General features: G+C 60.6%; 24 protein-coding genes. 10 read left to right on the plus strand and 14 right to left on the minus strand.

The genetic code is table 11. From position 1 onward, the window contains the following. Positions 1–73 precede the first annotated feature (73 nt). On the plus strand, positions 74–955 hold the full coding sequence (locus ABM428_RS00635; protein WP_037942726.1) for an AEC family transporter: 882 nt from the start codon (positions 74–76) through the stop codon (positions 953–955). Between the two features lie 71 nt (positions 956–1,026). After that, positions 1,027–1,617 carry a lytic transglycosylase gene (locus ABM428_RS00640; RefSeq protein ID WP_174226590.1) on the plus strand — a complete coding sequence of 197 codons (591 nt, stop codon included), beginning with the start codon at positions 1,027–1,029 and terminating at the stop codon, positions 1,615–1,617. 57 nt (positions 1,618–1,674) lie between these two features. On the opposite strand, the gene ABM428_RS00645 is transcribed toward ABM428_RS00640, so the two are convergent. The 4 genes from ABM428_RS00645 to ABM428_RS00660 all read right to left on the minus strand — a co-directional run bounded on the left by ABM428_RS00645 (position 1,675) and on the right by ABM428_RS00660 (position 8,008). Beyond that, positions 1,675–2,280, minus strand: a complete 606-nt coding sequence (locus tag ABM428_RS00645; protein ID WP_373276848.1) for an outer membrane lipoprotein carrier protein LolA — start codon at positions 2,278–2,280, stop codon at positions 1,675–1,677. A gap of 169 nt (positions 2,281–2,449) precedes the next feature. Next, the gene (locus ABM428_RS00650) at positions 2,450–5,371 is read right to left on the minus strand and encodes a DNA translocase FtsK 4TM domain-containing protein (protein ID WP_037942724.1); all 2,922 of its coding nucleotides are present in this window, start codon (positions 5,369–5,371) and stop codon (positions 2,450–2,452) included. Between the two features lie 17 nt (positions 5,372–5,388). Beyond that, entirely contained in the window at positions 5,389–6,570 is a 1,182-nt protein-coding gene (locus ABM428_RS00655) for an aminotransferase class I/II-fold pyridoxal phosphate-dependent enzyme (protein ID WP_353628329.1), read from the minus strand. A 109-nt stretch (positions 6,571–6,679) separates the two neighbouring features. Then, a complete protein-coding gene (locus ABM428_RS00660) occupies positions 6,680–8,008 on the minus strand; it encodes an amidase family protein (RefSeq protein WP_353628057.1) in 1,329 nt (442 codons plus the stop codon). Positions 8,009–8,097: 89 nt separating this feature from the next. On the opposite strand from ABM428_RS00660, the gene ABM428_RS00665 reads away from it, so the two are divergent. Continuing rightward, positions 8,098–9,324, plus strand: a complete 1,227-nt coding sequence (locus ABM428_RS00665) for a UbiH/UbiF/VisC/COQ6 family ubiquinone biosynthesis hydroxylase (protein WP_353628058.1) — start codon at positions 8,098–8,100, stop codon at positions 9,322–9,324. Between the two features lie 22 nt (positions 9,325–9,346). On the opposite strand, the gene ABM428_RS00670 is transcribed toward ABM428_RS00665, so the two are convergent. The 5 genes from ABM428_RS00670 to ABM428_RS00690 form a co-directional block, all read right to left on the minus strand. Next, positions 9,347–9,499 (minus strand): Trm112 family protein, encoded by a 153-nt coding sequence (locus ABM428_RS00670; protein ID WP_180829218.1) that lies wholly within the window; start codon positions 9,497–9,499, stop codon positions 9,347–9,349. 29 nt (positions 9,500–9,528) lie between these two features. After that, positions 9,529–10,173 carry an LON peptidase substrate-binding domain-containing protein gene (locus ABM428_RS00675; RefSeq protein ID WP_005850355.1) on the minus strand — a complete coding sequence of 215 codons (645 nt, stop codon included), beginning with the start codon at positions 10,171–10,173 and terminating at the stop codon, positions 9,529–9,531. 27 nt (positions 10,174–10,200) lie between these two features. Continuing rightward, positions 10,201–11,121: a thioredoxin gene (gene trxA, locus ABM428_RS00680; RefSeq protein ID WP_132997856.1), complete on the minus strand. Its 921-nt coding sequence runs from the start codon at positions 11,119–11,121 to the stop codon at positions 10,201–10,203. Between the two features lie 52 nt (positions 11,122–11,173). Continuing rightward, positions 11,174–11,962, minus strand: a complete 789-nt coding sequence (locus ABM428_RS00685; RefSeq protein WP_009825509.1) for an exodeoxyribonuclease III — start codon at positions 11,960–11,962, stop codon at positions 11,174–11,176. Positions 11,963–12,205: 243 nt separating this feature from the next. After that, positions 12,206–12,892 (minus strand): response regulator transcription factor, encoded by a 687-nt coding sequence (locus tag ABM428_RS00690; RefSeq protein ID WP_005850360.1) that lies wholly within the window; start codon positions 12,890–12,892, stop codon positions 12,206–12,208. A gap of 165 nt (positions 12,893–13,057) precedes the next feature. On the opposite strand from ABM428_RS00690, the gene ribA reads away from it, so the two are divergent. Then, entirely contained in the window at positions 13,058–14,146 is a 1,089-nt protein-coding gene (ribA, locus tag ABM428_RS00695) for a GTP cyclohydrolase II (RefSeq protein ID WP_064216083.1), read from the plus strand. After that, complete coding sequence (locus tag ABM428_RS00700) at positions 14,143–14,634, plus strand: L,D-transpeptidase (RefSeq protein WP_180828379.1); 492 nt, start codon at positions 14,143–14,145, stop codon at positions 14,632–14,634. Before ribA ends, ABM428_RS00700 begins: the two co-directional genes overlap by 4 nt. Here the strand turns inward: ABM428_RS00700 and ABM428_RS00705 are convergent. Both ABM428_RS00705 and ABM428_RS00710 read right to left on the minus strand, forming a co-directional pair. After that, a complete protein-coding gene (locus ABM428_RS00705) occupies positions 14,631–15,284 on the minus strand; it encodes a YggS family pyridoxal phosphate-dependent enzyme (protein ID WP_132997854.1) in 654 nt (217 codons plus the stop codon). The two genes, ABM428_RS00700 and ABM428_RS00705, sit on opposite strands and share 4 nt — an antisense overlap. Before the next feature lie 103 nt (positions 15,285–15,387). Continuing rightward, on the minus strand, positions 15,388–16,359 hold the full coding sequence (locus tag ABM428_RS00710) for a porin (protein ID WP_132997853.1): 972 nt from the start codon (positions 16,357–16,359) through the stop codon (positions 15,388–15,390). A 289-nt stretch (positions 16,360–16,648) separates the two neighbouring features. Between ABM428_RS00710 and ABM428_RS00715 the strand changes: the two genes are divergently transcribed. From ABM428_RS00715 to ABM428_RS00735, 5 genes are all read left to right on the plus strand, one after another. Next, positions 16,649–17,146, plus strand: coding sequence for a DUF3576 domain-containing protein (locus ABM428_RS00715; protein WP_005850370.1), 498 nt, complete (start codon positions 16,649–16,651; stop codon positions 17,144–17,146). A gap of 85 nt (positions 17,147–17,231) precedes the next feature. Beyond that, entirely contained in the window at positions 17,232–19,778 is a 2,547-nt protein-coding gene (leuS, locus tag ABM428_RS00720) for a leucine--tRNA ligase (RefSeq protein WP_353628059.1), read from the plus strand. Further along, positions 19,765–20,250 carry an LPS assembly lipoprotein LptE gene (gene lptE, locus ABM428_RS00725; RefSeq protein WP_184583533.1) on the plus strand — a complete coding sequence of 162 codons (486 nt, stop codon included), beginning with the start codon at positions 19,765–19,767 and terminating at the stop codon, positions 20,248–20,250. Before leuS ends, lptE begins: the two co-directional genes overlap by 14 nt. After that, on the plus strand, positions 20,247–21,245 hold the full coding sequence (gene holA / locus ABM428_RS00730; protein WP_353628060.1) for a DNA polymerase III subunit delta: 999 nt from the start codon (positions 20,247–20,249) through the stop codon (positions 21,243–21,245). The genes lptE and holA overlap by 4 nt, the downstream gene beginning before the upstream one ends. A gap of 30 nt (positions 21,246–21,275) precedes the next feature. After that, positions 21,276–21,866: a glutathione S-transferase family protein gene (locus ABM428_RS00735; protein WP_289081320.1), complete on the plus strand. Its 591-nt coding sequence runs from the start codon at positions 21,276–21,278 to the stop codon at positions 21,864–21,866. Here ABM428_RS00735 and ABM428_RS00740 read toward each other — a convergent pair. The 3 genes from ABM428_RS00740 to ABM428_RS00750 all read right to left on the minus strand — a co-directional run bounded on the left by ABM428_RS00740 (position 21,863) and on the right by ABM428_RS00750 (position 24,644). Next, entirely contained in the window at positions 21,863–23,065 is a 1,203-nt protein-coding gene (locus tag ABM428_RS00740; RefSeq protein WP_342579946.1) for a TIGR03862 family flavoprotein, read from the minus strand. The two genes, ABM428_RS00735 and ABM428_RS00740, sit on opposite strands and share 4 nt — an antisense overlap. A 197-nt stretch (positions 23,066–23,262) precedes the next feature. After that, positions 23,263–23,898, minus strand: a complete 636-nt coding sequence (locus ABM428_RS00745; protein ID WP_180828395.1) for an enoyl-CoA hydratase/isomerase family protein — start codon at positions 23,896–23,898, stop codon at positions 23,263–23,265. Then, positions 23,895–24,644, minus strand: a complete 750-nt coding sequence (locus ABM428_RS00750; protein ID WP_005850387.1) for an SDR family oxidoreductase — start codon at positions 24,642–24,644, stop codon at positions 23,895–23,897. The genes ABM428_RS00745 and ABM428_RS00750 overlap by 4 nt, the downstream gene beginning before the upstream one ends. Positions 24,645–24,835 lie beyond the last annotated feature (191 nt).

The following is a 24,835-nucleotide window of genomic DNA, read 5'->3' on the forward strand; positions in this document are numbered from 1 at the left end:
ACCTACCGTTCGTTCGTAGTCCCTTCAAGGGGCTTTTGTCCAATCCTGCGACGCGTAACCAAGGAAACAGTTTGTGAACCTCGTCCTGACAGTGCTTGAAATTGTGGCTCCTGTGTTCCTGCTCGCGGGGATCGGCTTTGCCTGGGTGAAGCTGGGGTTCGAGTATCGCATCCAGTTTGTGACCCAGCTGGCGATGACCCTATCGGTGCCCTGTCTGATTTTCGTGTCGCTGATGACAACGCAGATCGACCCCGCCGCGCTGAGCGCTTTGTCACTGGCGACAGTGGCAGCCTATGGCGGGGTGACGCTGCTGGCCGCCGTGATCGTGCGCGTGTTTGGGTTGAACCGGCGGACGTATTTGGCCCCGATGATCTTCGGGAATACCGGCAATCTGGGTCTGCCGCTCGCGCTTTTTGCCTTTGGCGACACGGGGTTGGGTTACGCCGTTGTGGTCTTTGCCATTATGGCCATCTGGTCGTTCACCTTTGGCATCTGGCTGGTGGCGGGCTCTGGCTCGTTCGGGAAAGTCATCCGTGAACCGCTGGTCTGGGGCACGGCATTGGGCGCTTTGTTTCTGGTGCAAGGCTGGGAAACGCCGGTGTTTCTGACCAATACGCTGTCTCTGCTCGGTCAGATGGCGATCCCGATTATGCTGATCACATTGGGCGTTGCCGTGGCACGGCTGTCCCCCGGCGGGATCGGGCGCGCAGTGGTGTTGTCGCTGATCAAGCTTGCGATCTGCATCGGCATCGCCGCCTTGGCGGGCTGGTTCTTTGACCTTGATAAAATCGCGTTTGGCGTGCTGGTCTTGCAGGTTGCGACACCGGTGGCGGTGACATCCTACCTGCTGGCAGAGAAATACGGTGCGGATGCGCAGTCTGTCGCGGGGCTGGTTGTCGTCTCTACCGTGCTATCGGTTGCCGCTTTACCGCTTATGCTGGGGTTTCTGCTGTAATTTCTGGTGGGCGTCGGCAGGGCAATCTGATAAACTAAATGTAATAAAAACACGATAAAAGCGAGAGGCCGATGAGCAGAACCTTTTGCGCCCTGATAATTGCTGTGCTTTTGGCATCATGTAGTGGCGGTCCGACCAGTGCCCCACGAGACCTTGATAACGCATGTGCGATTCTCAAAGAGCGCCCAGAATATTACCGCGCATTCCGTGCAGCTGAACGCCGTTGGGGCGTGCCTGTCCATGTGCAGATGGCGACGATCCATCAGGAAAGCAAATTCATCGCGGACGCCCGTACGCCGTTCCGCTATGTCATCGGCGTGATCCCCATGGGCCGCCAGTCCAGCGCCTTTGGCTACAGCCAGGCGCTTGATGCGACATGGGATGAATATCTGGCTGAAGCTGGCGGTTTCCGCGCCAAGCGCGACCGGATCAACGACGCGTCGGATTTCATGGGGTGGTACATGAACAAGAGCCGCGACAAGAACGGCATCCCCCTGCATGACGCGGAAAACCAGTATCTGGCCTATCACGAAGGCAACACAGGCTATGCGCGCCAAAGCTATAATTCGAAACCCTGGCTGGTCGCCGTGGCCCGCAAGGTGCGTGCGCGCTCCGATATGTACCAGCAGCAGATTGCAGGGTGTCGCCTGTCACGTTGGTAGGCTGACCCACACCGGATAAAGAAAGGGCCCCGAACGTATGTTCGGGGCCCTTTTTCGTTAGCGGTTCACCTGACCGGGGCTGCCGACGTCAAACAGTTTGTTAGGCAGGCTGCCGCCCTTCTGCAGGTCGCCCAGAACCACGGTGGTCTTGGTGCCGTTGCCGTCGTTGATGATCCACTGGCGCAGCTCGACTGGGTTGCCGGTGAACTTCAGCTCGATATTGCCATATTCAGGATGCGCGGGGTCTTGGGCGCGCACGGTGGTCGCGGTGCCGTCATAGTTATGCCCCGTCACCATCTTGGCCTGCCCCAGGTTCACATTCGCGGCCAGAATGATCGACAGCGGCGTTTTCGACAGCGGGTATGTCTCTGCCGGCTGGTTGGATTTCTTGTCGTAGATCACAACCGTATTGCTGCCCGCCACGACAATCCCCGAATCCGGTGCGTTGTATTCAAAGCGCACTTTGCCCGGACGTTTGATGTAGATCGTGCCGGTGCTGATCGAGCCGTCGTTGTTGATCTGGGTGAATTCGCCTTTGGCGGTTTTCAGATCGTTAAGATAGCCGGAAATCGCGTTCAGCGGCAGTTTGTCGGCGGCGGCGGGCATCACAGCTGCCAACCCCAGACCAATGGCCAGAACGGTGGTGGTAACAAAACGCATCATAGTCTTCCTATTCTTATTCCAGTGCCTTGCCTTCGACATAGGGCTTCGCGTCATGATATACGATATCACGCAGCAGGATATCGCCTAACACGCCCGAAATGCAAAAGGGGCTGGCCTGTTCCCAAGCCAACCCCCGGCGTCGCAATGACGTTCCGATTATTTTTGCGCGCTACCCCTGCTCTGGTATCAGGATCTCGCGCTTGCCCACGTGATTGGCTGGCGAAACAAGGCCAGCGTCCTCCATCTGTTCGACCAGACGCGCGGCTTTGTTATAGCCGATGCCCAGTTTCCGCTGGATGTAGGATGTCGAACATTTGCGGTCTTTTGCCACGATCGCCACGGCCGTGTCATATTGCGCGTCTTCGCTGTCGGTATTGCCGCCCAGACCCAGAACCGCGTCGATGTTCCCTTCTTGGTCATCGGATGGCCCTTCAACCACACCCGACACATAATCAGGTTCACCATAGGCCTTGAGGTGGTTCACGATCTCTTCGACCTCTTCGTCGCTGACAAAGGGACCGTGGCAACGCACGATCTTGGATCCGCCCGCCATATAGAGCATGTCGCCCATGCCAAGCAGCTGTTCGGCCCCCATCTCGCCCAGGATCGTGCGGCTGTCGATCTTGGAGGTCACCTGGAAGGAAATCCGCGTCGGGAAGTTCGCCTTGATCGTGCCCGTGATGACATCGACCGAAGGACGCTGTGTCGCCATGATCAGGTGAATACCCGAGGCCCGCGCCATCTGCGCCAGACGCTGGATGCAGGCTTCGATCTCTTTGCCCGCGACCATCATCAGGTCGGCCATCTCGTCCACAATCACGACGATATAGGGCAGCGCTTCGGGCTTGAATTCATCCGTCTCGAAGATCGGCTCGCCCGTATCCTCGTCAAAGCCGGTCTGGACGGTGCGGCTGAACATCTCTCCCTTGGCCAGGGCCTCGCGGACGCGACCGTTATAGCCTTCGATGTTGCGCACGCCCATCTTGGACATCTTGCGATAGCGCTCTTCCATCTCGCCCACGGTCCACTTCAGCGCGACAACGGCCTTTTTCGGGTCGGTCACAACGGGGGACAGCAGATGCGGGATGCCGTCATAGACCGACAGTTCCAGCATCTTGGGGTCGATCATGATCATCCGGCATTCTTCCGGCGTCAGCTTGTAGAGCAGCGACAGGATCATTGTGTTGATCGCAACGGATTTACCCGAACCGGTGGTCCCCGCGATCAGCAGGTGAGGCATCTTGGCAAGGTTCGCGACCACAGGGTCACCGCCAATGTCTTTGCCCAAGGCCAGTGGCAGGCGCATGGTGCTGTCGCCGAAATCACGCGCGGCGAGGATTTCGCGCAGCACAACTTTCTCGCGGTTCTCGTTAGGTAGTTCGATGCCGATCACGCTGCGCCCCGGCACGGTAGACACACGCGCCGACAGTGCCGCCATAGAGCGCGCGATATCGTCCGCCAGACCGATCACACGGCTCGCCTTGAGGCCCGGTGCCGGTTCCAGCTCGTACATGGTGACAACGGGGCCCGGACGGACAGCGACGATTTCACCCTTTACGCCATAGTCATCCAGCACGTTTTCCAGCATGCGCGCGTTCTCTTCCAGCGCATCGTCGCTCAGGTGCAGGCGTTCTACATTATCCGGGCTTTCCAGCAGGTTCAGCGGCGGCAGTTCAAATCCGGGGTGCGTGTCCTCAAAGGTCAACGCAGGCTGTGCCTCGGCCTGAGCCTGTTTGCTGGGCTGCACCGGCTTGCGCATCTGCGGCTGCACCACCTTGCGCGGCTGAGCCACGGGGATCTGCATGGCCGGTTCCCGCTCTGCCTCTTGCAGTGGCAGGTGGCTGTCGGTCATCGGTTCATCATCCAGAACCGCCATATCCGCGTCGTGATCCGGTTCGGAGGGGGTTAGCTCAAGCACGGGGCGTTCCGCGACCAAAGGTGCACGGCTTGCGGTTAAAGGCGGCTCCGCCCGAGTAGGGGAGGGGGCCGGCGCACCGGTTAATGGCGGCTCTTCGCGGCGGGCACCACGGGCGGTGGTATCCAACAGAAGCGGGTCAGGGCCACGCCCGCGACCACGGGTCAAGGGGGCGGTGGTGGCCGTATGCACAGCCCCGCCAGTGCGCACGCGGCTTTTGATCACATCGGCGATCTTGGACTTGATACGGTCGCTGCTGGGGGCCTCGTCCAGTTCGGGTTCAGCCCATGTCTCGACCAATTCAGGTTCGGGCAGCGGGTCGGCGCGTTTGACCAGCGTCGGCATTTTCGACAGGAGGCCGGTTTTTGGCGCAGGTGCAGGCGCGTCGCTATAGGCCAGTTCGTCGTCATAGTATCCTTGGCTGGCCGCGAATTGCGCGTTCTCCTCGGCCTCGATCCGGTTGCGTTCGCGGCGTTCAAGCTGGCGGGCCTGAATGCCCTGCGCGGCCGCAACCGCCCCCGACGCACCCCGCCCCAGAAGCGTCATCAACCCGGCATAAGCCATGATCAGCCCGACCAGCATGAAGCGGAACAGACGTTGCAGTTCAAGTCGGGTGAAGCCGACAACAAAGGCACCAAAGGCAAGGATCGCCACGCCCATCAACAGCGACATCAGCTTGATCGTAAAGGTCGACCCGATCGGCAGGACGGTCAGGATCACGCCCATGACCGTGTCGCCAAACAGCCCGCCCAGACCAAAGCTATGGGTTTGAAGCCAAGCCGCATCCGGCGTCAGCGTTGCCCCGTAGATCGAACACAAGGCGACAGCAATCGGGGCAAAGATCAAACGGCCCACGGCGCGTTCCTCGCCGCGGTGCAGGGCAAAGCGTGCGCCCCAGGCCAGCAGGATTGCCGCGACAGACCACGCGCCCCAGCCCACGATCATGAACAAAGGCGCGGCCAGCGACGCGCCCATGCGCCCCAGCCAGTTCTGCACCGGCGCATCGGTGGACACCATAAAGTTGGGATCGTCAGGGGTGTAGCTGCCGATCATCATGGCGGCCATAAGGCCCAGGGCGATCAGCCCGAGGCCCAGCAGCTCCTTGCCGCGTTTTTCGATCGCTTCGGCCATGTTGGTGTCTAGCAAAGGGTCGCGCCCACGTGTCTGATATGCCATTGCTCTGATCCCTCGTCTTATTCTGGATAGAGACAGCGGCGGATCGCTTCGATCCCGCGCGTTGTCTCTTCTTTTGGGGCGACCATCGCCACCCGAATATATTGTTTCCCGGGGTTTTCGCCGTTCACGCTTTGCGCCAGATAGCCACCCGGCAGCACCCGCACGCCGGTTTCACGCCAGAGTTTCAGCGCCGCAGCTTCGTCATCTTCCACCGGCAGCCACAAAAAGAACCCGGCCTCGGGACTTTGGTACCCGGGGACGTTGCCGAGAATACGGTCGGCGACTTCGTATTTCTCGATGTAAAGCGCGCGGTTCTCGGCCACATGGGCTTCGTCGTCCCAGACCGCAGCCGACGCCGCTTGCAACGGTAGCGGCAGCGGTGCACCGGCATAGTTCCGCAGTTGCTTGATCTCGCGCATGGTATTGGCACCTGATGCCACAAAGCCGGACCGCAGCCCGGGCAGGTTCGACCGTTTCGACAGCGAATGGAAAATCACCACACGATCCGGGTCGGCCCCGACCTCTTGCGCCACTTGTAGCGCCCCGACGGGCGGCGTGTCGCGGTAGATCTCTGAATAGCATTCATCCGCGAAAATCTTGAAATCGTATTTTTCTGCCAGCGCGATCAGATCGGTCCAATACGCACGGGTGGCCACGGCCCCCTGCGGGTTGGCGGGCGAGCAGATATAGGCCGCAGTGGTCCGGTTCAGCACATCTTCGGGCAGGCTGGCAAAATCGGGCAGATGCCCTGTTTCGCGCGTGGCAGGCACCATCACCGGATCAGCGGCACCGGAAATCGCGGCGATCATATAGACCTGGTAGAACGGGTTCGGCATCAGAATGGCGGGCTTCTGGCCATTCTTCATCTCGGGACAGGTGGCCATGACGGCGTTATACAGCCCTTCGCGGGTGCCGTTCAGCGGCATCACCTGCGTGTCCGCATCCACATCCACACCGTAGCGCCGCTTGATCCATCCGGCAATCGCGCCGCGTAACCGGGGCGTGCCGTCGTTGGCCGGGTAGCTGTTAAATCCGGCAGCATTTTCAGCGATCACATCGGTGACCCATGCCGGAAAAGCATGTTTCGGCTCGCCAATCGTCATGTGGATCGGCGTGCCACCGCCTTCATGCGCATCAAGCAATGCGCGCAGGCGCGGCCACGCGTGGGCCGGAAGGTTCGAAAACCGCTCGGGGTACATCATTTCACTGCCTCGGGTTCGGGATCATTCACGCCCCGTTTGTTCCAGAGTACCCAAGGGCTTGCCCCGCGTCCAGACATTGCAGGACGCAGGGCAAGGTTTGTGTCATTTAGGCCAATGCCTCTTCGGCGGCTGCGGCAATGCGCAGCAGGTGCTCTTCGCCAAAGGGCTGGCCCATCAGCATGATCCCGCAGGATGGGGTGCCCGTGGGCAGGGTCACCGCCGCCAGCCCCATAAGATTCCCGATACGCGTGTTGCGCAGGGTCATGAGGTTGGCCGAGACGTAATAGTCATGCTCGGTTTCCAGCCGGTCCAGCTTGGGGGGTAACAGCGGTGCGGTGGGGATCAGCACCGCGTCATAGCCCGCCACAGCTTTCACATAGGCCGCGCGGATTTGGTCGATCTTGGCCCAAGCCGCCACATAATCGGGGCCGGAGTGGGATTTACCCAAGCGGAACCTTTCAAGGATTTCGCCATACATCGCATCCGGGTTCGCCTCGATCACGTCGCGCCACAGGCCGTAGGCTTCGGCGGTGTAAAGGCATCCGCTCAGCGGCATCGCCTCTTTGATAGGGTCGAAATCGATGTCCTCGATCACCGCCCCCGCTTCCTTCAGCCGCGCGACAGCATCGTCGAAAGCCGCCGCGGGGGCGTCTTCGATGTCGTCGAACGCCACCGTGCGCAGGATCGCAAAGCGACGCCCTTCGATGTCGGTGCTGCCCATGTCCATCGGCTTGGACCCTTCAGTGAGCGCCAGCAGCAGGCTCGCATCCTCGACCGAGCGGCAAAGCGGGCCGACCGTGTCGAACTTGGCAGCCAGCGGCACGGTCCCCTCAAGCGACACACGGCCCGAGGTGGTTTTCAGCCCCACAAGATCGTTCCACGCGGCAGGCACCCGCACCGATCCGCCGGTATCCGACCCGATCGCCGCCGCCGCCAGACCGAAAGCGACAGAAGCCGCAGCCCCGGACGACGACCCGCCCGACACGGCAGCTTCATCGTTCACGCAAGGGGGGGTGGCGGTGCTGGGGTTATACCCGAGCCCCGAAAACGCCAGCTCGCTCATATGGGTCTTGCCCAGACAGACCAACCCCATCGCGGTGGCATTCGCCAACACGCGCGCGTCGCGGTCCGGCACACGGTCTTTCAGCAGGGCGCTGCCCGCCTCTGTCGCGACGCCGGCGGTGTCGAACAGGTCTTTCCAGCTGATCGGCACCCCGTCCAGTGGCGACAAACGCTGGCCCGCACGCGCGCGATCCCGCGCGGCTCCGGCCTCGGCCAGGGCCCGGTCGGCGGTCACGCGGGCATAGATGCGATCCCGCAGGGGGTGGGCGTCGATCGCGTCAAGATAGGTCTGGCACAGCACAACAGGGTCGATCTGGCCGTCCCCGATGCCCCGTCCCAAATCTGCGGCTGTCATGGTTAACCACTCTTGCATGTTGCTTCCTCGAATAATGCTTTGGAAAAGGGACGGTAGCGACGCCAGCGCGCATGGACAATCCCTGCTGCACGCCCATATCTAAAGCTATGGATTTTGATACAGATATCGCAATCGTCGGTGGTGGGCTGAATGGCCCGACACTTGCCTTGGCTTTGGCGCAGATCGGGCTGCGGGTCACGTTGATCGACAGGCTGCCCGCTGCCACGCGGGAAGATGCGGCGTTTGACGGGCGATCCTATGCGCTGGCGTTGACCTCGACACGGATGCTCGGGGCGCTCGGCATCTGGGATAATGTGAAATCCCACGCGCAACCGATGCTCGAGATCAAAGTGACGGACGGGCGCGCGGGCGAAGGCCCCTCCCCTTTCTTCATGCATTTCGATCACGCAGAGATCGAAGAAGGGCCGATGGGCCATATGGTCGAGGACCGCCACCTGCGGCGCGCCTTGGCAGAAGCGGTGAGCGCTGAGACCCGCATCGCGCGGCTGGACGGCGAAACGGTCATCGCGCAAGACGCCGCCCCGGCGGGCGTCACCCTGACACTGGAAGACGGTAAGACCCTGCGCACGCGTCTGGTTGTCGGCGCGGATGGTCGCGCCTCGGGCACCGCCACGCGGGCGGGGATCAAACGCATCGGCTGGGATTATGCGCAAACCGCGCTGGTCTGCGCCATCGCCCATGATAAACCCCATCACGGGGTCGCGCATCAGTTCTTTATGCCCCCCGGTCCGCTGGCGATCCTGCCGTTGACCGAAAACCGGTCCTCCATCGTCTGGAGCGAGACCGCCGCAAACGCAGCGCATATCCACGCGCTGCCGGATGACGGATACCTCGACGTGCTTCGCCCGCGCTTTGGTGATTTTCTGGGCGAGATTTCCCTTGCCGGTGCGCGGTACACTTACCCGCTGAGCCTGTCGCTGGCGCATTCGATGGTGGCACCGCGTGTCGCGCTGCTGGGGGATGCCGCACATGGGGTACACCCGATTGCCGGTCAGGGATTGAACGCCGGCATGCGCGATGTCGCCGCGCTGGCAGAGGTGATCGCTGATGCGCAACGGCGCGGGCAGGATGTCGGCAGCACCACGGTGCTCGAGCAATATCAGCTGTGGCGTCGCTTTGATAACACCGCGCTGGCATTGGCGACGGACAGCTTCAACCGGCTGTTTTCCAACGACAACCCGCTGCTGCGTCTTGCACGTGATGTGGGGATGGCGGCGATTAACGCCCTGCCCGATGCCCGTCGCGGTTTCATGCGCGAGGCGGCGGGGCTGACGGGCACCCTGCCCCGTCTGATGCAGGGTAAGGCGCTTTAGGGGGCCGCCTACCCCCGCCGCGTCAGTCGATAACCCGCGCTTCGTCCACCAGCATCACTGGGATACCGTTGCGGATCGGATAGGCAAGACCGGCCGCGTCCGAGATCAGCTCTTGCTTGTCGGCGTCATAGGTCAGGCGCATCTGCGTGCGGGGGCAAATCAATGCCTCTAACATGCGGCGGTCGAATGGTATCTCTTCGGCGTTCAATTCATCATCTCCCCTTCTTGGCCACCCCGCAGGGTGTATTCGATCAACGTCAGCAACGTCTCGCGTCGGGTAGAGAGGGATGGTGCCTCGAGCAAGGCCTGTTTGTCTTCGCAGTCAAGATCCAGCATCATCGACAGTGAATTGATCAACAGTTCATCGTCGGCCTCTTGCAACGTATCCCAATCTGCCGACAGGTTTCGCGCGTCGAAGTAACGGCCAAGCGTGTTCAGGAAATTATCGCGGTCGAAACTGCTGTCCTGTTCATCCTTGCCAAGATCGCGTTCAAACCCGTCCCAGTTGACATCGCAACGGCGGTAGGGCGCGAAGCCTTCGACCTCTTTCACCACCCGAAAACGCGAGATCCCCGCGAGGGTGATCATATAGCGCCCGTCCTCTGTCTCGGAGAACTGGGTGATCCGCCCGGCGCATCCGATGGTTTGCAGCCCCGGACCGTCGCGCCCCGGCACCACATTGGGCTGCACCATGCCGATCAACCGCCCCGGCGTTTTCAGACTGTCTTCGATCATCTGCAGATAGCGCGGTTCAAAGATATGCAGCGGCAACCGCGAGCGCGGCAGCAGCAATGCGCCCGACAACGGGAAGATCGCGATTGTGTCTGGCAGGTCCGATTGCTGTATCATGTAAGCTTACCTAGGGCGCGCACAGCCTTATGCAAATATCATAGAGCTAAGTTTACGACGACCATTCAGCGCAATCGGATCATTGGGTTTCAACGCCTCGAAAATGGTAAACAATTGCGTCTTGGCGGCGCCGTCATTCCATTCACGATCCTTGCCGAACAGCGTCAGCAGTTGATCCACAGCGGCTTGCGTGTCGCCATGCGCATAAAGCGCCTGCGCCAGATCGAAACGCGCCTGCATGTCATCAGGGTTGGCATCCACCGCCGCTTGAAGTTCTGCCACGGGGCCCGCATCGGCTGCCTGTCGTGCCAGTTGAAGCTGCGCATGCGCGGCCTCAAGCTCGGGCGCTTTGGAGATTTCGATGGGTGCGCCGTTCAAATGCGCTTCGGCCTGATCAAGCTGATCCAACGCGATATAGGCGCGCACCATCCCACCATAAGCACCGGCATGGTTCGGGTCTTCGCCCAGGATCGCGGCAAAAGTGTCCAGCGCGTCCTGCGCCGCCCCTTCGGCCAGCATGTCATCCGCGGCGGCCACGGCCTCTGACAGCTCTTCACCGGGGGCTTCGCCGCCGCCCGCTTTGATCACGCGGTCGATGAACGCCTTGATCTCGGACTGTGGCAGGGCCCCCTGAAACCCGTCAACCGGCTGGCCTTTGAAGAAAGCATAAACCGTCGGGATCGACTGGATCTGCAACTGGCCTGCGATCTGTTGGGCCTCGTCAACGTTGATCTTGACCATCTTGACCGCGCCTTTGGCCGCGCGCACCGCGTCTTCGAGCATCGGACCAAGGGTCTTGCACGGGCCGCACCACGGGGCCCAGAAATCGACAATCACCGGCACCGTTTGCGATGCCTCGACAACATCGGCCATGAAGGTCGCTTCGCTCGTGTCTTTGATCAGATCGGCATCACCGGCACCGGCGGGGGAAAGGTTCAAATCCATCATATCAAAATCCTCGCTTGGGGTTGCCCTTTATATGAGGGCGCGTCTGTCTATTTCAAAGGTCGAATGTCGCAAAGACCGGCGCGTGGTCGCTGGGCTTTTCCCAACCACGGGCGTCGCGCAACACGCGGCTGGAATGTGCCGCGCCCGAGATATCGGGCGTTGCCCAGACGTGATCCAACCGGCGGCCCTTGTCTGCCGCATCCCAATCCTTGGCGCGGTAGGACCACCAGCTGTACAGGTTGCCTTGCGGGATATCCTGCCGCGTTACGTCAACAAAACCACCGGCGTCCTGCGTCTCGGCCAGCTTTTCGACCTCTATCGGTGTGTGGCTTACCACCTTGAGCAGCTTCTTGTGATCCCAGACGTCATCCTCGCGCGGTGCGATGTTCAGGTCGCCTACCAGAATGGATTTCTCGGGTTTGTCGCCGTGGAACCAGTCGCGCATGTCCGCAAGATAATCGAGCTTCTGGCCAAACTTCTCGTTCACCTCGCGGTCGGGCACGTCGCCGCCAGCGGGCACATAGAAGTTATGCACCGTCACCCCGTTTTCGAGCTTTGCCGCAACATGGCGCGCGTGGCCCAGCGTCGCAAAGTCCTGATCACCGGCATCCACCAAGGGCAGACGCGACAGGATTGCCACACCATTGTATCCTTTTTGTCCTCGCGCCACCATGTGGGTGTAGCCCGCTTCGATGAAGGCCGCGGTGGGGATTTTGTCGACCGGGCTTTTGCATTCCTGCAAACACAGCACATCCGGCCCATGTTCAGCCAGCAGCTTGAGCACAATCGGTTCGCGCAACCGGACAGAGTTGATATTCCATGTGGCCAGCGTGAAAGGCATGAGGCAGCTCCCTTGGGTCAGATCGCGCGCACCCTACCGCGAAATGCGCAGCGTCCACCATGCCGAATTCCCGGGACTTCCGGGCTGCGGACAAAAAAAGACCGGGCACAAAGGCCCGGCCTAGTCCAACAGGGAGGTATGTATCATTTCCCGGATACAAACTTCGGGTTCAAACCGATCGACGGGTCATGAAAACCCCGTCTCTCGCAGGAATAACCAGTGGCGCCCGATTGGGTTCCAAAATTATGAAATAATTCTGTATCCACCTGATTCAGTTAACAAAATTCTTGCGTTCGAGGGATCAGGCTCGATCTTCTGGCGCAGACGGTAGATGTGGGTTTCCAACGTGTGCGTCGTGACACCGGCGTTATAGCCCCAGACCTCGTGCAAAAGCGTGTCGCGCGGGACGACGCCCGCGGCAGCACGGTATAGGAACTTGAGAATATTCGTCTCTTTTTCAGTCAGCCTGATTTTCTTGTCGTCTTCGGTGATCAGCAACTTGGCCGACGGTTTGAACGTATAGGGCCCAAGCTGGAAAATCGCCTCTTCGGATTGTTCGTGCTGGCGCAGCTGCGCCCGGATGCGCGCCAAGAGAACGGGGAATTTGAACGGCTTGGTGACGTAATCATTCGCGCCCGCATCAAGACCCATGATCGTATCCGCGTCACTGTCATGCCCCGTCAGCATCAGAATCGGGCTTTTCACGCCCTGGGTACGCAGGTCGCGGCACAGGTCACGACCATCGATGTCCGGCAACCCAACATCCAGAATGACCAGATCATACAATGCTTCGGCGGCGCGGGTTTTGGCGTCTGCGCCATTGCCTGCTTCGAATACATCAAAGTCTTCGGTCAGCAATAATTGCTCGCTCAGCGCGTCGCGCAGGTCGTCGTCATCATCTACGAGCAAGATTTTCTTCAGCTGGGCCATATCAACTCATCCTCTACAACTTCACTTTAGATGTGTTCACAAAGCCGTGCGTGCAAGAGTAGCAGGTGTTTGATCACACGACCGTGCGAAATTGTCGCGCAATGTTTCAATCCGCCGGTTTCTGCAGTAAGAAATGTGACAACATAACATGAAAGATTTCAAATCATGGTTTTTGGGCCCGATATAACCGAGCAACTGGCACGCGCCCGTGCGGACCTGCGTTTGGGCGTTCCCATTGTACTGGCGGGATCGCGGCCGGTTCTGGTTATGGCTGCCGAAACGCTGACGCCCGCGCGGTTGACCGGCCTGCTGGCCATGGGTGGCGAACCGGTGTTGGTGATCAGCGCCCGGCGCGCCGAAACCCTGAAAGCGCGCGCCTACGATGGCAGTTTTGCGCGTGTCCTCCTGCCGCGGGACGCCACGTTGCGATGGGTGAAATCCATCGCGGATCCGGCGGACGATCTGCGCAGCCCCCTGAAAGGCCCGCTGGCCTGCGCACGTGGGGGCGATGCGACGCCGCACGGCTTGGCGATTGATCTGATCAAGTCAGCGCGCCTGCTGCCCGCTGCTGTGATACTCGACCTTGCGGATGCAGGTCAGTTCGCCCAGCAAAACGGCCTGACGATGATTAACCTGAGCGCGGCACAACCGATCCTTGCCGCGCGCAGCCCCTTGCATCCGGTGGTCAATGCGCGTCTCCCGATGGAGGTCTCAGAGGCCGGACGTCTGCATATCTTCCGCCCCGACGACGGCGGAGAGGAACATTACGCCATCGAAATCGGCCGTCCAGACCGCAGCAAACCCGTGCTCGCGCGGCTGCATTCGGCCTGCTTTACCGGCGATATCATGGGCAGTCTGAAATGCGATTGCGGGCCGCAGCTGCATGCCGCGCTGACCCAGATGGGCAAGGAAGGGCACGGCGTGTTGCTGTACCTCAACCAAGAGGGGCGCGGCATCGGGCTGACCAACAAGATGCGCGCCTATTCCCTTCAGGATCAAGGCTTTGACACGGTCGAGGCGAACCACCGTCTGGGCTTTGAAGACGATGAACGGGATTTTCGATTGGGGTCGGACATCCTGACATCAATGGGGTTTTCGTCGGTGCGTCTGTTGACCAACAACCCCCGCAAGGTCGAGATGATGGAGGCAAGCGGCGTCAAAGTCGCAGAGCGCGTCCCTCTCAAGGTCGGCGAGAACAGCCACAACCACGCCTACCTTGCCACAAAAGCCGCCAAATCCGGGCACCTTCTGTGACACCCGACGATCTGGTCCTTACGCCGCGGGGCGTCCGGTTTCAGGGGCAACTTTACCCCTGCACCATCGGAAAAACCGGTATCACCCGCAATAAGCGCGAGGGCGACAAGGCGACGCCCGCGGGCATTCACCGCATTGTCGGTATGCTCTACCGTCCCGACCGCATTCCCGCCCCTGTGCCATGGGCGATGCCGATCGGCCCGCGTGATCTTTGGTCTGATGACGGGACGCAGGGCGACTACAACAGCCTTGTGCAGGCCCCCTACCCGCACAGCCACGAGGTTCTGCGCCGTGCCGACCCCCTATACGATCTGGTGATCCTGACAGATTGGAACTGGCCCGATGCCGTTGCAGGGCGCGGGTCGGCGATCTTTATCCACCAGCAGCGCCGACCGGGCTATCCCACCGAAGGCTGCGTCGCCTTTTCACGCGCGCATCTGCACCAGATCGCCGCACGGCTGACCCGCCACAGCAGGTTGATCGTCTAGCCTGCGGTACGTTCCCCGAAGATGGCGGAGCCGACGCGCACATGGGTCGCCCCAAGCGCGATGGCCTTTTCAAAATCGCTGCTCATCCCCATCGACAAATCCCGCAACCCGTTGCGCGCCGCGATCTTGGCCAGCAGCGCGAAATGCAGCGCGGCTTCTTCATCGACCGGCGGGATGCACATCAGCCCGCGCACGGGCAGATCAAGCGACAGACATTCCTTGATAAAATCGTCGGCATCCGCTGGAAGAACACCGGCCTTCTGATCCTCTTCGCCGGTGTTAACCTGCACGAACATATCAGGACAGCGCCCCATTTCCTGCGCCAGCCGCGCAAAGGTTTGCGCCAGTTTGGGGCGGTCAAGCGTGTGAATGACGTCAAATAATTCGAACGCGCTACGTGCCTTGTTACTTTGCAGTGGGCCGATCAGATGCAGCTTTACGCCGTCAAACTCCTGCCGGAAAGCGGGCCATTTGCCTTCGGCCTCCTGCACGCGGTTCTCGCCGAAACAGCGGTGACCTTCCGACAGCACCGCCGCAACGCGCGCGTCCGGCTGCACCTTGCTCACGGCGATCAGCTCAACGCTGCCCGGCGCGCGGCCCGCGTCGGTTTCGGCTTTGGCGATGCGGGATGTGATGTCGTGCAAGCTCATGTCAGTCGACCCTTGTTGTTGAGGGCGCACAGAACAACAGCTTGGCGCAAAAGAAAAGGGGCAGACCAACGGCCTGCCCCTCTTTTACACTGTATCGCTCAACTTAGAAAGTGAAACGAACACCCATGTCGGCACGGATTGTGTCGTCGCCTTTGCTGATGATACCGCCACGCAGGGAGACGCCGCCGCCCAGATCGTGGTGAGCGCCGATACCGTAGGAAGTTTCAGCGAAGTAGTCAGCGTCTGCAACGTAAACGTCCAGGTTGGTAGCTGCGCCGATGTCGAAGGACGCGGTCAGGGCGTAGTGGTCGCCGTTGACTGTGCCTGCACCGGTGTCGTCACCGTTGTCAGCATATGCGAAGGAAACTTTGGCTGGGCCAACGTTACCAACCACGGACAGAGCGTAGTCGGTATCGCCTGCATCGTTGGAGTCCTGAGCAGCAGCTGCAAATGTGAAGCCGTTGAATGTGTACGCAACGTAGCCTGCAACACGGTCATTTGTGTCGGAAGCAGAGATGTGTACTTTCAGGTCGCCCATGGAGTACAGAGCTTCAACACCGTTGGAACCGGCCGCGCCGTTACCACCGGAGGAGTACGCGTCGCCGCGGAAGTTGTATGCTGTGTACTCATACGACAGACCGGTCAGGCCCAAGTCGATTTCGTACATGCCAGGCATGGATTCCAGAGCGCCGTAGATGTTACCAACACCAACTTCGAAGCCACCGGTGCGCGCGAAGAAGCGAACGCCGTTGATGCCTGTGCCGGCCGGGCCAGCTGTAGTCAGACCGTCGTCAGCTGTACCGAAGATGCCGTCTGCACCTTTTGTTACGGAGACGTTTTCGTCACTGTTGTTCTGCTGGATACGTGCACGTGCACCGAATGTAACGCCCATGTCGGACTCAGCAGTCGCGTCGATCTGCAGACGGAAACGGCTTGTTACGTTGGTTTCATCGTTACCCGATGCGTTTTCTTGGTAAAGAACACCAAAACGGCCGTAGCCGCCGAATGTAACGTCTGCAGCTGCAACGCCAGCGGTCGCAACCAGAGCTGTTGTAGCGAAGAGAACTTTTTTCATGAGTTATCCCTCGGTTTGAATTCATATGCCCATACCGGGGAATCCGGTAAAGGTATGAGACGTGTTTTCAGCGTTTGCCCTAGTTTTGGCAAGGATCGCGGAAGCCTTGGCATCATTGGAAAAAACTGTGATGCAGCTATGTCACAGTTGCGCAACCCCGCAGAAAGCACGGACGGGCCAAGAACGCAGATGCACAGGTGCCCTGTACTCTAGTATATACTGACATTGCGCTTGCCCACAGAACCCCGCTTGGATAGACCTGTGCCCAAACAGGCAAAGGACGGTCGAGATGGTGCGCAGTTCGGTATTCAAATCTACACTAGCCCTCGTGGTGGTCTCAGCGCTTGGCGCATGCGGTGGCCTGAACTTCGGCCCGCCCAACGACAACGACCCTAACCTCGGGCTGTCTCCGACGAACCCCAACTATGTCGAGACAAACCCAGACAACACCATTTGGGCAATCTTCAACCGCAAAGACAATGACACCAGCGTGTCGGTCAACAAATACCTGTGGTCTGCGTCGCTCGAAGTTCTCAACTTCCTGCCTGTGCAATCCATCGACCCCTATACCGGCGTGATCGTGACCGGCTATGGCACCCCCCCGGGGGGCAGCCAATCCTACCGCGCGACGGTCCTGATTGATGATCCCGCGCTTGATGCACGGTCGCTGAACATCGCGCTGCAAACCCGTGGTGGCCGCACGGTCAGCAAAGCAACCTCTCGCGCGGTCGAAGACGCGATCCTGAGCCGTGCGCGTGAAATGCGCATTGCCGACGCCAAATTCTAAGCCCGCACCCGTCTATTCCCCATTATCACGCCGGGCCACGCGCTAGTCGCTCGCCCGGCGTTTCTCGTTGATAAGGTCCGCCAAGATGCCCTCCTACTCCCCCGCCGAAATCGAAGCCCGCTGGCAAGCCGCCTGGGAAAAGAACGATGTGTTCCAAGCGGTACGCAACGCCGACAAGCCAAAGTATTACGTGCTTGAAATGTTTCCCTATCCATCGGGGCGCATCCACATGGGGCACGTGCGGAACTATACGATGGGCGACGTGATCGCGCGCTACAAGATCGCGACGGGGCATAACGTGCTGCACCCGATGGGCTGGGATGCCTTCGGGATGCCCGCTGAAAATGCCGCGATGGCCATTGGCGGTCACCCCAAAGACTGGACCTATGGCAACATCGCCGACATGCGCGACCAGATGAAACCGCTGGGGTTGTCGATCGACTGGTCCCGCGAATTTGCCACCTGCGACCCTGAATATTACGGCCAGCAGCAGGCGCTGTTCCTCGATTTCCTGTCGGAAGGGCTGGTCTATCGCAAGAACGCCATCGTGAACTGGGATCCGGTCGATATGACCGTTCTGGCCAACGAACAGGTCGAGGCAGGGCGCGGCTGGCGCTCTGGCGCGCTGGTGGAACGGCGCGAGCTGACGCAATGGTTCTTCAAAATCTCCGACCACTCGGAAGAGCTGCTTGATGCGTTGGACACGCTTGATAACTGGCCCGCGAAGGTCAAGCTGATGCAGGCGAACTGGATCGGCAAATCGCGCGGGCTGCAATTCGCGTTCTCGACCATCGACGCGCCGGAAGGTTTCGACCGGATCGAAGTCTACACCACGCGCCCCGACACCCTGCTTGGCGCAAGCTTTGTCGGCATTTCACCCGATCACCCGCTGGCCAAACTGCTCGAGAAAGACAGCCCCGAAATCGCGGCCTTCTGTGCCGAATGTCGCAAGGGCGGCACAACCGAAGAAGCGATCGAGACTGCCGAAAAGCTGGGGATGGATACCGGCCTGCGTGTGCGCCACCCCTTCGATACCGCGTGGGAACTGCCCATCTATATCGCGAACTTCATCCTGATGGACTACGGCACGGGGGCGATCTTTGGCTGCCCCGCCCATGACGCACGGGACTTTGAATTCGCCACCAAATACGGGCTGCCGATCACGTCGACCTTCTTGCCGTCCGACGACGCGGACCCAAAGCTCGCCGCGCCCTTCGTGCCGGCGAAATCCGAAAAAGTGTACTACAATGGCGGCTTTGCCGGCGAGAAATGGCAAACCGGCGAAGAGGCGATCATTGCGGCCATCGACGCCTGCGAAGCGCAGGGCGTGGGCCAAGGCGTGACCAAATACCGCCTGCGCGATTGGGGCCTGTCCCGGCAACGCTACTGGGGCTGCCCGATCCCGGTCGTGCATTGCGACACCTGCGGCGTGGTGCCCGAAAAGAAAGAGAACCTGCCGATCGAGCTGCCCTATGACGTCAGCTTTGACACGCCCGGCAACCCGTTGGACCGACACCCCACATGGCGCGACTGCGCCTGCCCGTCTTGCGGTGCGCCCGCGAAACGCGAAACCGATACGATGGACACATTCGTCGATTCCTCTTGGTATTTCGCCCGCTTCACCGCGCCACGCGCTGACACGCCGACCAATATGGCGGACGCGGAATACTGGATGAATGTGGACCAATATATCGGTGGCATCGAACACGCGATCCTGCACCTGCTGTATTCGCGCTTCTTCGCCCGCGCGATGCAGATCACCGGCCACCTGCCTGAAAAAGCGATTGAGCCGTTTAACGCGCTGTTCACGCAAGGCATGGTAACACATGAGATTTACCAGACCCGCGACGCAAATGACCGCCCCGTCTATCACCTGCCCGAAGATGTGACCGACGGCAAACTCGCCGATGGGACAGAGGTTGAAATCATCCCCTCGGCCAAGATGTCGAAGTCGAAGAAAAACGTGGTCGACCCGCTGGGGATCATCGCGAACTACGGGGCGGATACCGCCCGCTGGTTCGTCCTGTCCGATTCGCCCCCCGAACGCGATGTCGAATGGACCGCATCCGGGGCAGAGGCGGCGTATAAGCACCTAAACCGCGTGTGGAACATCAGCAGCCGCATCACCGAGATGGACGACAGCGCCGCAGGCACTGGCGACGACGATCTGCTGCGCGCGATGCACAAGACCATCCACGATGTCACGATGGGTGTGGAATCCTTTGGCTTCAATGCCGCGATTGCCAAGCTTTATGCTTTTACCGCGACGTTGCAGAAATCCAAGGCGGGCAAAGCCGCACAGCGCGAAGCGATCATGACGCTGGCCCAGTTGATGGCCCCGATGACGCCCCACCTGGCAGAGGAAATCTGGACCGCGCAAGGCGGCGACGGTCTGATCACCACCTCGACCTGGCCGCAAGCAGACGAGGCGATGCTGGTCGACGATACGGTGACCCTGCCAATCCAGATCAACGGGAAACGCCGCGCGGAAATTCAGGTACCTGCCGATATGCCGAAGGAAGAGGTTGAAAAGATCGCGCTGAGCCACGAAGCTGTCATTCGTACCCTTGATGGGGCCACGCCTAAAAAGGTCATCGTTGTGCCCGGACGGATCGTCAATGTCGTTGCTTAACCGCCGTTTTCTTATCGCATTGCCACTGCTGGTCCTGGCGGCCTGCGGGTTTCAACCCGTTTACGGCCCCGGCGGCACTGGCACGGCGCTGCAAAACGCGGTGCAGGTCGACGCGCCGAATGATGCCTATTCTTACACGCTCGTTCGCGAGATCGAGACGCGATTGGGCCGCGCCGCAAGTCCGCGTTATGCTTTGGCCCTGACCGTCGACACCTCGGAAGAGGGGTTGGCGATCGACAGCGAAGACAACACCACACGGTATAACCTAGTCGGCAAGGTCGAATTCGCCCTGCGCAACCTCAGCAGTGGTCAGATCGAGGTGTCAGGAAATGTCGAAAACTTTACCGGCTATTCCGCGACCGGTTCGACTGTTGCAACGCTCGCGGCAGAACGTGATGCCCAAAAACGCTTGATGGTCATGTTGGCCGACCAGCTGGTCACCCGCCTATACGCGGCCGATCTGACCCCATGAAGCTGCCCCCGCGCGACGCGAATGCCTATTTCGCCAAGCCCGATCCGACGAAGACCGGGCTGCTGATCTATGGCGGGGATGCGATGCGTGTCGCGTTGAAACGGCAGAGGTTCCTGAAAAACCTGCTGGGCCCCAATGCCGAAGAGGAAATGCGCCTGACCCGTATTCAGGCCGCTGACCTGCGGCGGGATGCGCCCATGTTGCTGGACGCAATCAAGGCGGTAGGTTTCTTCCCGGGGCCGCGCGCGGCTTTTGTGGAAGACGCCAACGACAATATCGCCAAAATCCTGACCGATGCACTGGCCGACTGGCAGCCGGGGGACGCGCAGATCGTCGTGTCGGCGGGGGATCTGAAAAAAACCTCCAAGGTGCTCAAGGCGTTCGAGGCGCATAAGAACGCTTTCGCCACCCCGATCTACGACAATCCACCCGACCGGGCAGAGATTGAACGCGTGCTTGCCGAAGCAAAGCTCAGCCCCGAGGCGGATGCGATGGGGGCGCTTAGTGAACTGGCGCGGGTGCTTGATCCGGGCGATTTTCGTCAAATGGTCGATAAAATCACGCTTTATAAGATCGGCGACGCAGGCCCGCTCACGGCAGAGGATGTGGCCAACTGCGCCCCCACCTCGACAGAGGCAGAGGTCGACGACATTCTCCACGTCGTGGCAGAGGCGCGCGCGGGCGACATCGGCCCGGTGATGGCCAAGCTGCAGGCCCAAGGGGTGAACGCCGTGACGCTGATCATCATGGCGACACGTCATTTTCGCACGCTTTACCGCATCGCGAGCAATCCGGGCGGCCAGATCTGGGGCGTCCGCGACCGCGATCGCGCCATGCGTCAGGCCAAAAACTGGGGTGCGGCCAAACTGGAAACCGCATTGACCGTGCTGACAGACACCGACCTGACGCTTCGGTCAGCAGGCCAACACGCGCCGACGATGGCGCTGGTCGAACGCGCCTTTATCCGCCTCGCCATGCTGGGGGCACAACGCTAAATTCAGGTTAATTCTTGGGAGGGAATATCGATGTATAAGGTTATCGGGGCAACCAAAACGCGGGCGATGCGGGTGATGTGGATGCTCGAAGAGTTGGGCCAGCCCTACGATCACCTGCCCTGTGCGCCACGTTCGAACGAGGCCAAGCAATACAACCCGTCCGGCAAAATTCCCGCACTTGTGGACGGTGACGACGTGCTGACCGATTCTGTCGCGATCATGCAGTATCTGGCGGACAAGCACGGCGCGCTGACCGCCCCCCCTGGCACCGCGGCCCGAGCGCATCAGGATGCGTTGACCTTCTGGCTGATCGACGAAATGGACGCGATCCTTTGGGCTGCGGCGAAACACAGCTTTGTCTTCCCGCAGGAACAGCGCGTCCCCGAGATCAAGGATAGCCTGAAAGCCGAATTCGCCCGCTCTGCTGCGATCCTGTCAGACAGGTTGGACGGGCCGTTCCTGATGGGGGAGGAAGTCACCATACCGGATTTGCTGGCGACCCATTGCATCAACTGGTCCATCGGCGCGGGGTTTGCGCGCGTGGATGACAAGCTGGGAAATTGGGCCAAGTCCATGCGTGACCGCCCCGCGTTCAAGGCCGCCGCCACCCGCGAAGGTTAATCCCGCTGCGCCCAAGCGGCAGCGTGTTGTCCGGCCCATCGGCCTGTCGCAAGGCAGGCCGAGATCAGATACCCGCCCGTCGGGGCCTCCCAATCCAGCATTTCTCCTGCAACGAAAACGCCGGGGCGGGCGTGTAGCATCAACCCGTCATCCAGCGCATCAAGCTTTACCCCGCCTGCGGTTGAAATCGCCTCGTCCAGCGGGCGCAGGCCTGCGTGTTTCACCGGCAGCGCTTTCAGCAACCTCGCCAAGTCAGTCGCGTTCGCCGGCAAGGGGCGCGCCATTTCCTGTAGTAGCGCGATCTTGGCCACATCCAGTTTGAGTGTTTTGCGCAGATAGTTTGCCACGCTCATCTTGCCACGTGGCTTAGCCAGCTTTTCGACCAACGCCTCGCGGGATTGATCCGGCAGCAGGTCCAGCATCAGCGGATGCCCTTCACGCAGCCCGCGCGACACGGTGTAGATCCCGCCGCCTTCCAATCCGCGGGCGGAAATCACCGCCTCCCCCCGCGATCGGTAGGTGCCTGATTTCAAGCCGATCCCTTTCAGCGCCGCGCCGAAATGCGCTTCCATATGGGGCGACCAGTTCATCGCGATTCCTGCATTGGCAGGCGCAAAAGGCGCGATATCGACGCCCGCGTCGCGCAGCGGCAAAGCCCAGGCACCGGTGGAGCCCAAGCGTGACCAGCTTGCCCCGCCCATGGCCAGCACAGTGACATCGGCCGGCAAGCCTTTCATGCCGTCTGGCGTATCGAACACCGGCGCGCCGTCTTCCCATCCGGTCCAACGCCAGCGGGTGTTCACCGCAACACCTGCATCGGCCAGCCGCGCCAGCCACGCACGCAGCAGCGGCGACGCCTTCATCACGGTCGGGAAAACCCGCCCGGTAGAGCCGGTAAACAGGGTTTGCCCCAATCCCTTGGCCCATTCCTGCACCGCCGTAGAATCGAAACTGTTAAGAATGGGTTCAAGCGGTTCTTTCGCCGTCGAAAAAGCGTTCAGGAATTTGGCGTGTTCTTCGGCCTTGGTGATATTCAGCCCCGATTTACCCGCCATCAACAGCTTGCGCCCGACGGATGGCTTATGATCGCAGACCGTCACAGCCAAGCCTGCCGCGGCCATCATTTCGGCCGCCATCAGCCCTGCAGGCCCCGCGCCGATGACAACCCCGCGGCGGGCGGGCAAATTTTCTGATGTCATGACGTGCTCTTCCATTCGGGTTAAGGATATAGCTGTGAGTTACAGCGGCACCATTAACTTGACCTTAAACCAAATGCACGACGATCGTGCTTATTCCAATAAAAGGGCAGAATATGCGCATCATTTTAATCATCTCGGGCCTTACACTGCTGGCAAGCTGTGGCGTGCCCTTTGTCCCGTTCATCTAACCGCCTGACCTAGGGCATCTCGGCAGGGGTTTCGGGCGGGGCGCACATCGCTTTGATCCCAGTGGCAATTTCGGGCGTGGCGGCAACGGTATCGGCGACGATATCGCGTGCGCTTTGCATAAGCTCGTCGGCTGGCACAATACGATCGACCAAGCCGAACGTTAGTGCCTCTTCGGCGGTGATCTTCTGCCCGCCCATCAGAATAAGCTTGCTGCGCGCAGGGCCGATCAAGGCTGCCATACGTGCGGGGTCGCTGGGTTGCGGCAAGAACCCCAGCTTCATCACCGGATAGAAAAATTTGGCCCCGGGCACGCAGATCCGCAGATCGCAGGCCAAGGCCATCCCCATAGCGCCCCCCGCCAGCGTCCCGTTCAGCGCGCAGATGCTCAGCCCCGGGAGCGCGGCAATCGCGCCCGACAGCCTCTCCCATATGTCAGAGACAGCGAGCCCCGCGCGCGCCTCGTCCAGATCGGCACCGGCGCTGAACACTTTGCCAGTACCCGTCAGGATCACCGCGCGGGCGGCTTGGGCGTCTTCCATGAACTCGGCCAGGGCGACCAGCATCTCGTGGGTGAGAGAATTCGCCTTGTCCGCCCGGTTGATCGTCGCGACCCATACAGTGCCTTCGCGGTCGAAATCGATCATACCAGACCAATCGCTTTGCGGATGCCCTCGTCGCGCAGCGAGATTTCCTCGCCACAGTATGTGTCGGCCTCGGCGCTGCACATCCACAACAGGGCCCGCGCGGGCCAATCGGCGGGAATGTGATCTTCCCATGCCAGTTCGCTGACGGGGTTGATGCCGCTTGCCTTGATCTCGCGCTGCATCTGGGTTGCGACCGTGCCCGGCGACAGGCCGATGGCGCGGATCCCGTTCGCGGCTTCCTCCAGGTGGATCGATCGGCCCATCATGTTCACCGCCGCTTTGGACGCGCAATAGTGGCTCCAGGCTTCAATGGCGTGATGCGCGGCACCCGAGCTGATGGTCAGGATCGACCCGCCGCCTGCGTCTTTCATCACGGGCAAGACAGCGCGCATGCCGTTGTAGACGCCCTTGAGGTTGATATCGATGACCTGCGACCATTCGTCAGGGTCCGACGCGGAAAGATGCGAGATCGGTTCGATCACACCGGCGTTGTTGATCAACACATCGACGCCGCCAAAGGCCCCCAGCACCGTTTCCACCGCCGAGGACATCTCACCGAAACGGGCCACGTTGCAGGGGATCGCGATGGCTTGCTTGCCAATTTCGCCCGCCAGATCGGCAATCGCGTCCTGAGACCGCGCCATCAGCACGACATTCGCACCTGCGTCTGCAAAAACCCGTGCCGCTTCGGCCCCGATCCCGCGGCTGGCACCGGTGATCATCACGGTTTTACCTGTCATATCCATCGTATAATTCCCTTCGTCATCAATAAGCCCCGCACGGGGCCTGCCGTGCACGGCGTTTGGTGACATCGTTAGCAACAACATCCGCCAGCGCCAATCAAAAGCGCCCCCGCGGGCGGAACATCGCAGATTGGCGCGGGTCGCTTTGCCTTGTAAGGTGGCGTCGGGCGCTTACCTTTAGCGCAACCGCGCTG

It is taken from the genome of Sulfitobacter sp. TCYB15, assembly GCF_040435955.1.
Classification (GTDB): Bacteria; Pseudomonadota; Alphaproteobacteria; order Rhodobacterales; family Rhodobacteraceae; genus Sulfitobacter; species Sulfitobacter pontiacus.

Bases quoted from the DNA above. Each gene is read 5' to 3' on its own strand.
- ABM428_RS00705 (WP_132997854.1), bottom strand. From the start codon at position 15,284: ATGAGCTTGCACGACATCACATCCCGCATCGCCAAAGCCGAAACCGAC.
- holA (WP_353628060.1), top strand. From the start codon at position 20,247: ATGAAGCTGCCCCCGCGCGACGCGAATGCCTATTTCGCCAAGCCCGAT.
- lptE (WP_184583533.1), top strand. From the start codon at position 19,765: ATGTCGTTGCTTAACCGCCGTTTTCTTATCGCATTGCCACTGCTGGTC.
- ABM428_RS00640 (WP_174226590.1), top strand. From the start codon at position 1,027: ATGAGCAGAACCTTTTGCGCCCTGATAATTGCTGTGCTTTTGGCATCA.
- ABM428_RS00660 (WP_353628057.1), bottom strand. From the start codon at position 8,008: ATGCAAGAGTGGTTAACCATGACAGCCGCAGATTTGGGACGGGGCATC.
- trxA (WP_132997856.1), bottom strand. From the start codon at position 11,121: ATGATGGATTTGAACCTTTCCCCCGCCGGTGCCGGTGATGCCGATCTG.
- ABM428_RS00745 (WP_180828395.1), bottom strand. From the start codon at position 23,898: ATGATCGATTTCGACCGCGAAGGCACTGTATGGGTCGCGACGATCAAC.
- ABM428_RS00645 (WP_373276848.1), bottom strand. From the start codon at position 2,280: ATGATGCGTTTTGTTACCACCACCGTTCTGGCCATTGGTCTGGGGTTG.
- ABM428_RS00670 (WP_180829218.1), bottom strand. From the start codon at position 9,499: ATGTTAGAGGCATTGATTTGCCCCCGCACGCAGATGCGCCTGACCTAT.
- ribA (WP_064216083.1), top strand. From the start codon at position 13,058: ATGGTTTTTGGGCCCGATATAACCGAGCAACTGGCACGCGCCCGTGCG.
- ABM428_RS00690 (WP_005850360.1), bottom strand. From the start codon at position 12,892: ATGGCCCAGCTGAAGAAAATCTTGCTCGTAGATGATGACGACGACCTG.
- ABM428_RS00675 (WP_005850355.1), bottom strand. From the start codon at position 10,173: ATGATACAGCAATCGGACCTGCCAGACACAATCGCGATCTTCCCGTTG.
- ABM428_RS00750 (WP_005850387.1), bottom strand. From the start codon at position 24,644: ATGGATATGACAGGTAAAACCGTGATGATCACCGGTGCCAGCCGCGGG.
- ABM428_RS00715 (WP_005850370.1), top strand. From the start codon at position 16,649: ATGGTGCGCAGTTCGGTATTCAAATCTACACTAGCCCTCGTGGTGGTC.
- ABM428_RS00665 (WP_353628058.1), top strand. From the start codon at position 8,098: ATGGATTTTGATACAGATATCGCAATCGTCGGTGGTGGGCTGAATGGC.
- ABM428_RS00740 (WP_342579946.1), bottom strand. From the start codon at position 23,065: ATGACATCAGAAAATTTGCCCGCCCGCCGCGGGGTTGTCATCGGCGCG.
- ABM428_RS00710 (WP_132997853.1), bottom strand. From the start codon at position 16,359: ATGAAAAAAGTTCTCTTCGCTACAACAGCTCTGGTTGCGACCGCTGGC.
- ABM428_RS00735 (WP_289081320.1), top strand. From the start codon at position 21,276: ATGTATAAGGTTATCGGGGCAACCAAAACGCGGGCGATGCGGGTGATG.
- leuS (WP_353628059.1), top strand. From the start codon at position 17,232: ATGCCCTCCTACTCCCCCGCCGAAATCGAAGCCCGCTGGCAAGCCGCC.
- ABM428_RS00685 (WP_009825509.1), bottom strand. From the start codon at position 11,962: ATGCCTTTCACGCTGGCCACATGGAATATCAACTCTGTCCGGTTGCGC.
- ABM428_RS00650 (WP_037942724.1), bottom strand. From the start codon at position 5,371: ATGGCATATCAGACACGTGGGCGCGACCCTTTGCTAGACACCAACATG.
- ABM428_RS00655 (WP_353628329.1), bottom strand. From the start codon at position 6,570: ATGTACCCCGAGCGGTTTTCGAACCTTCCGGCCCACGCGTGGCCGCGC.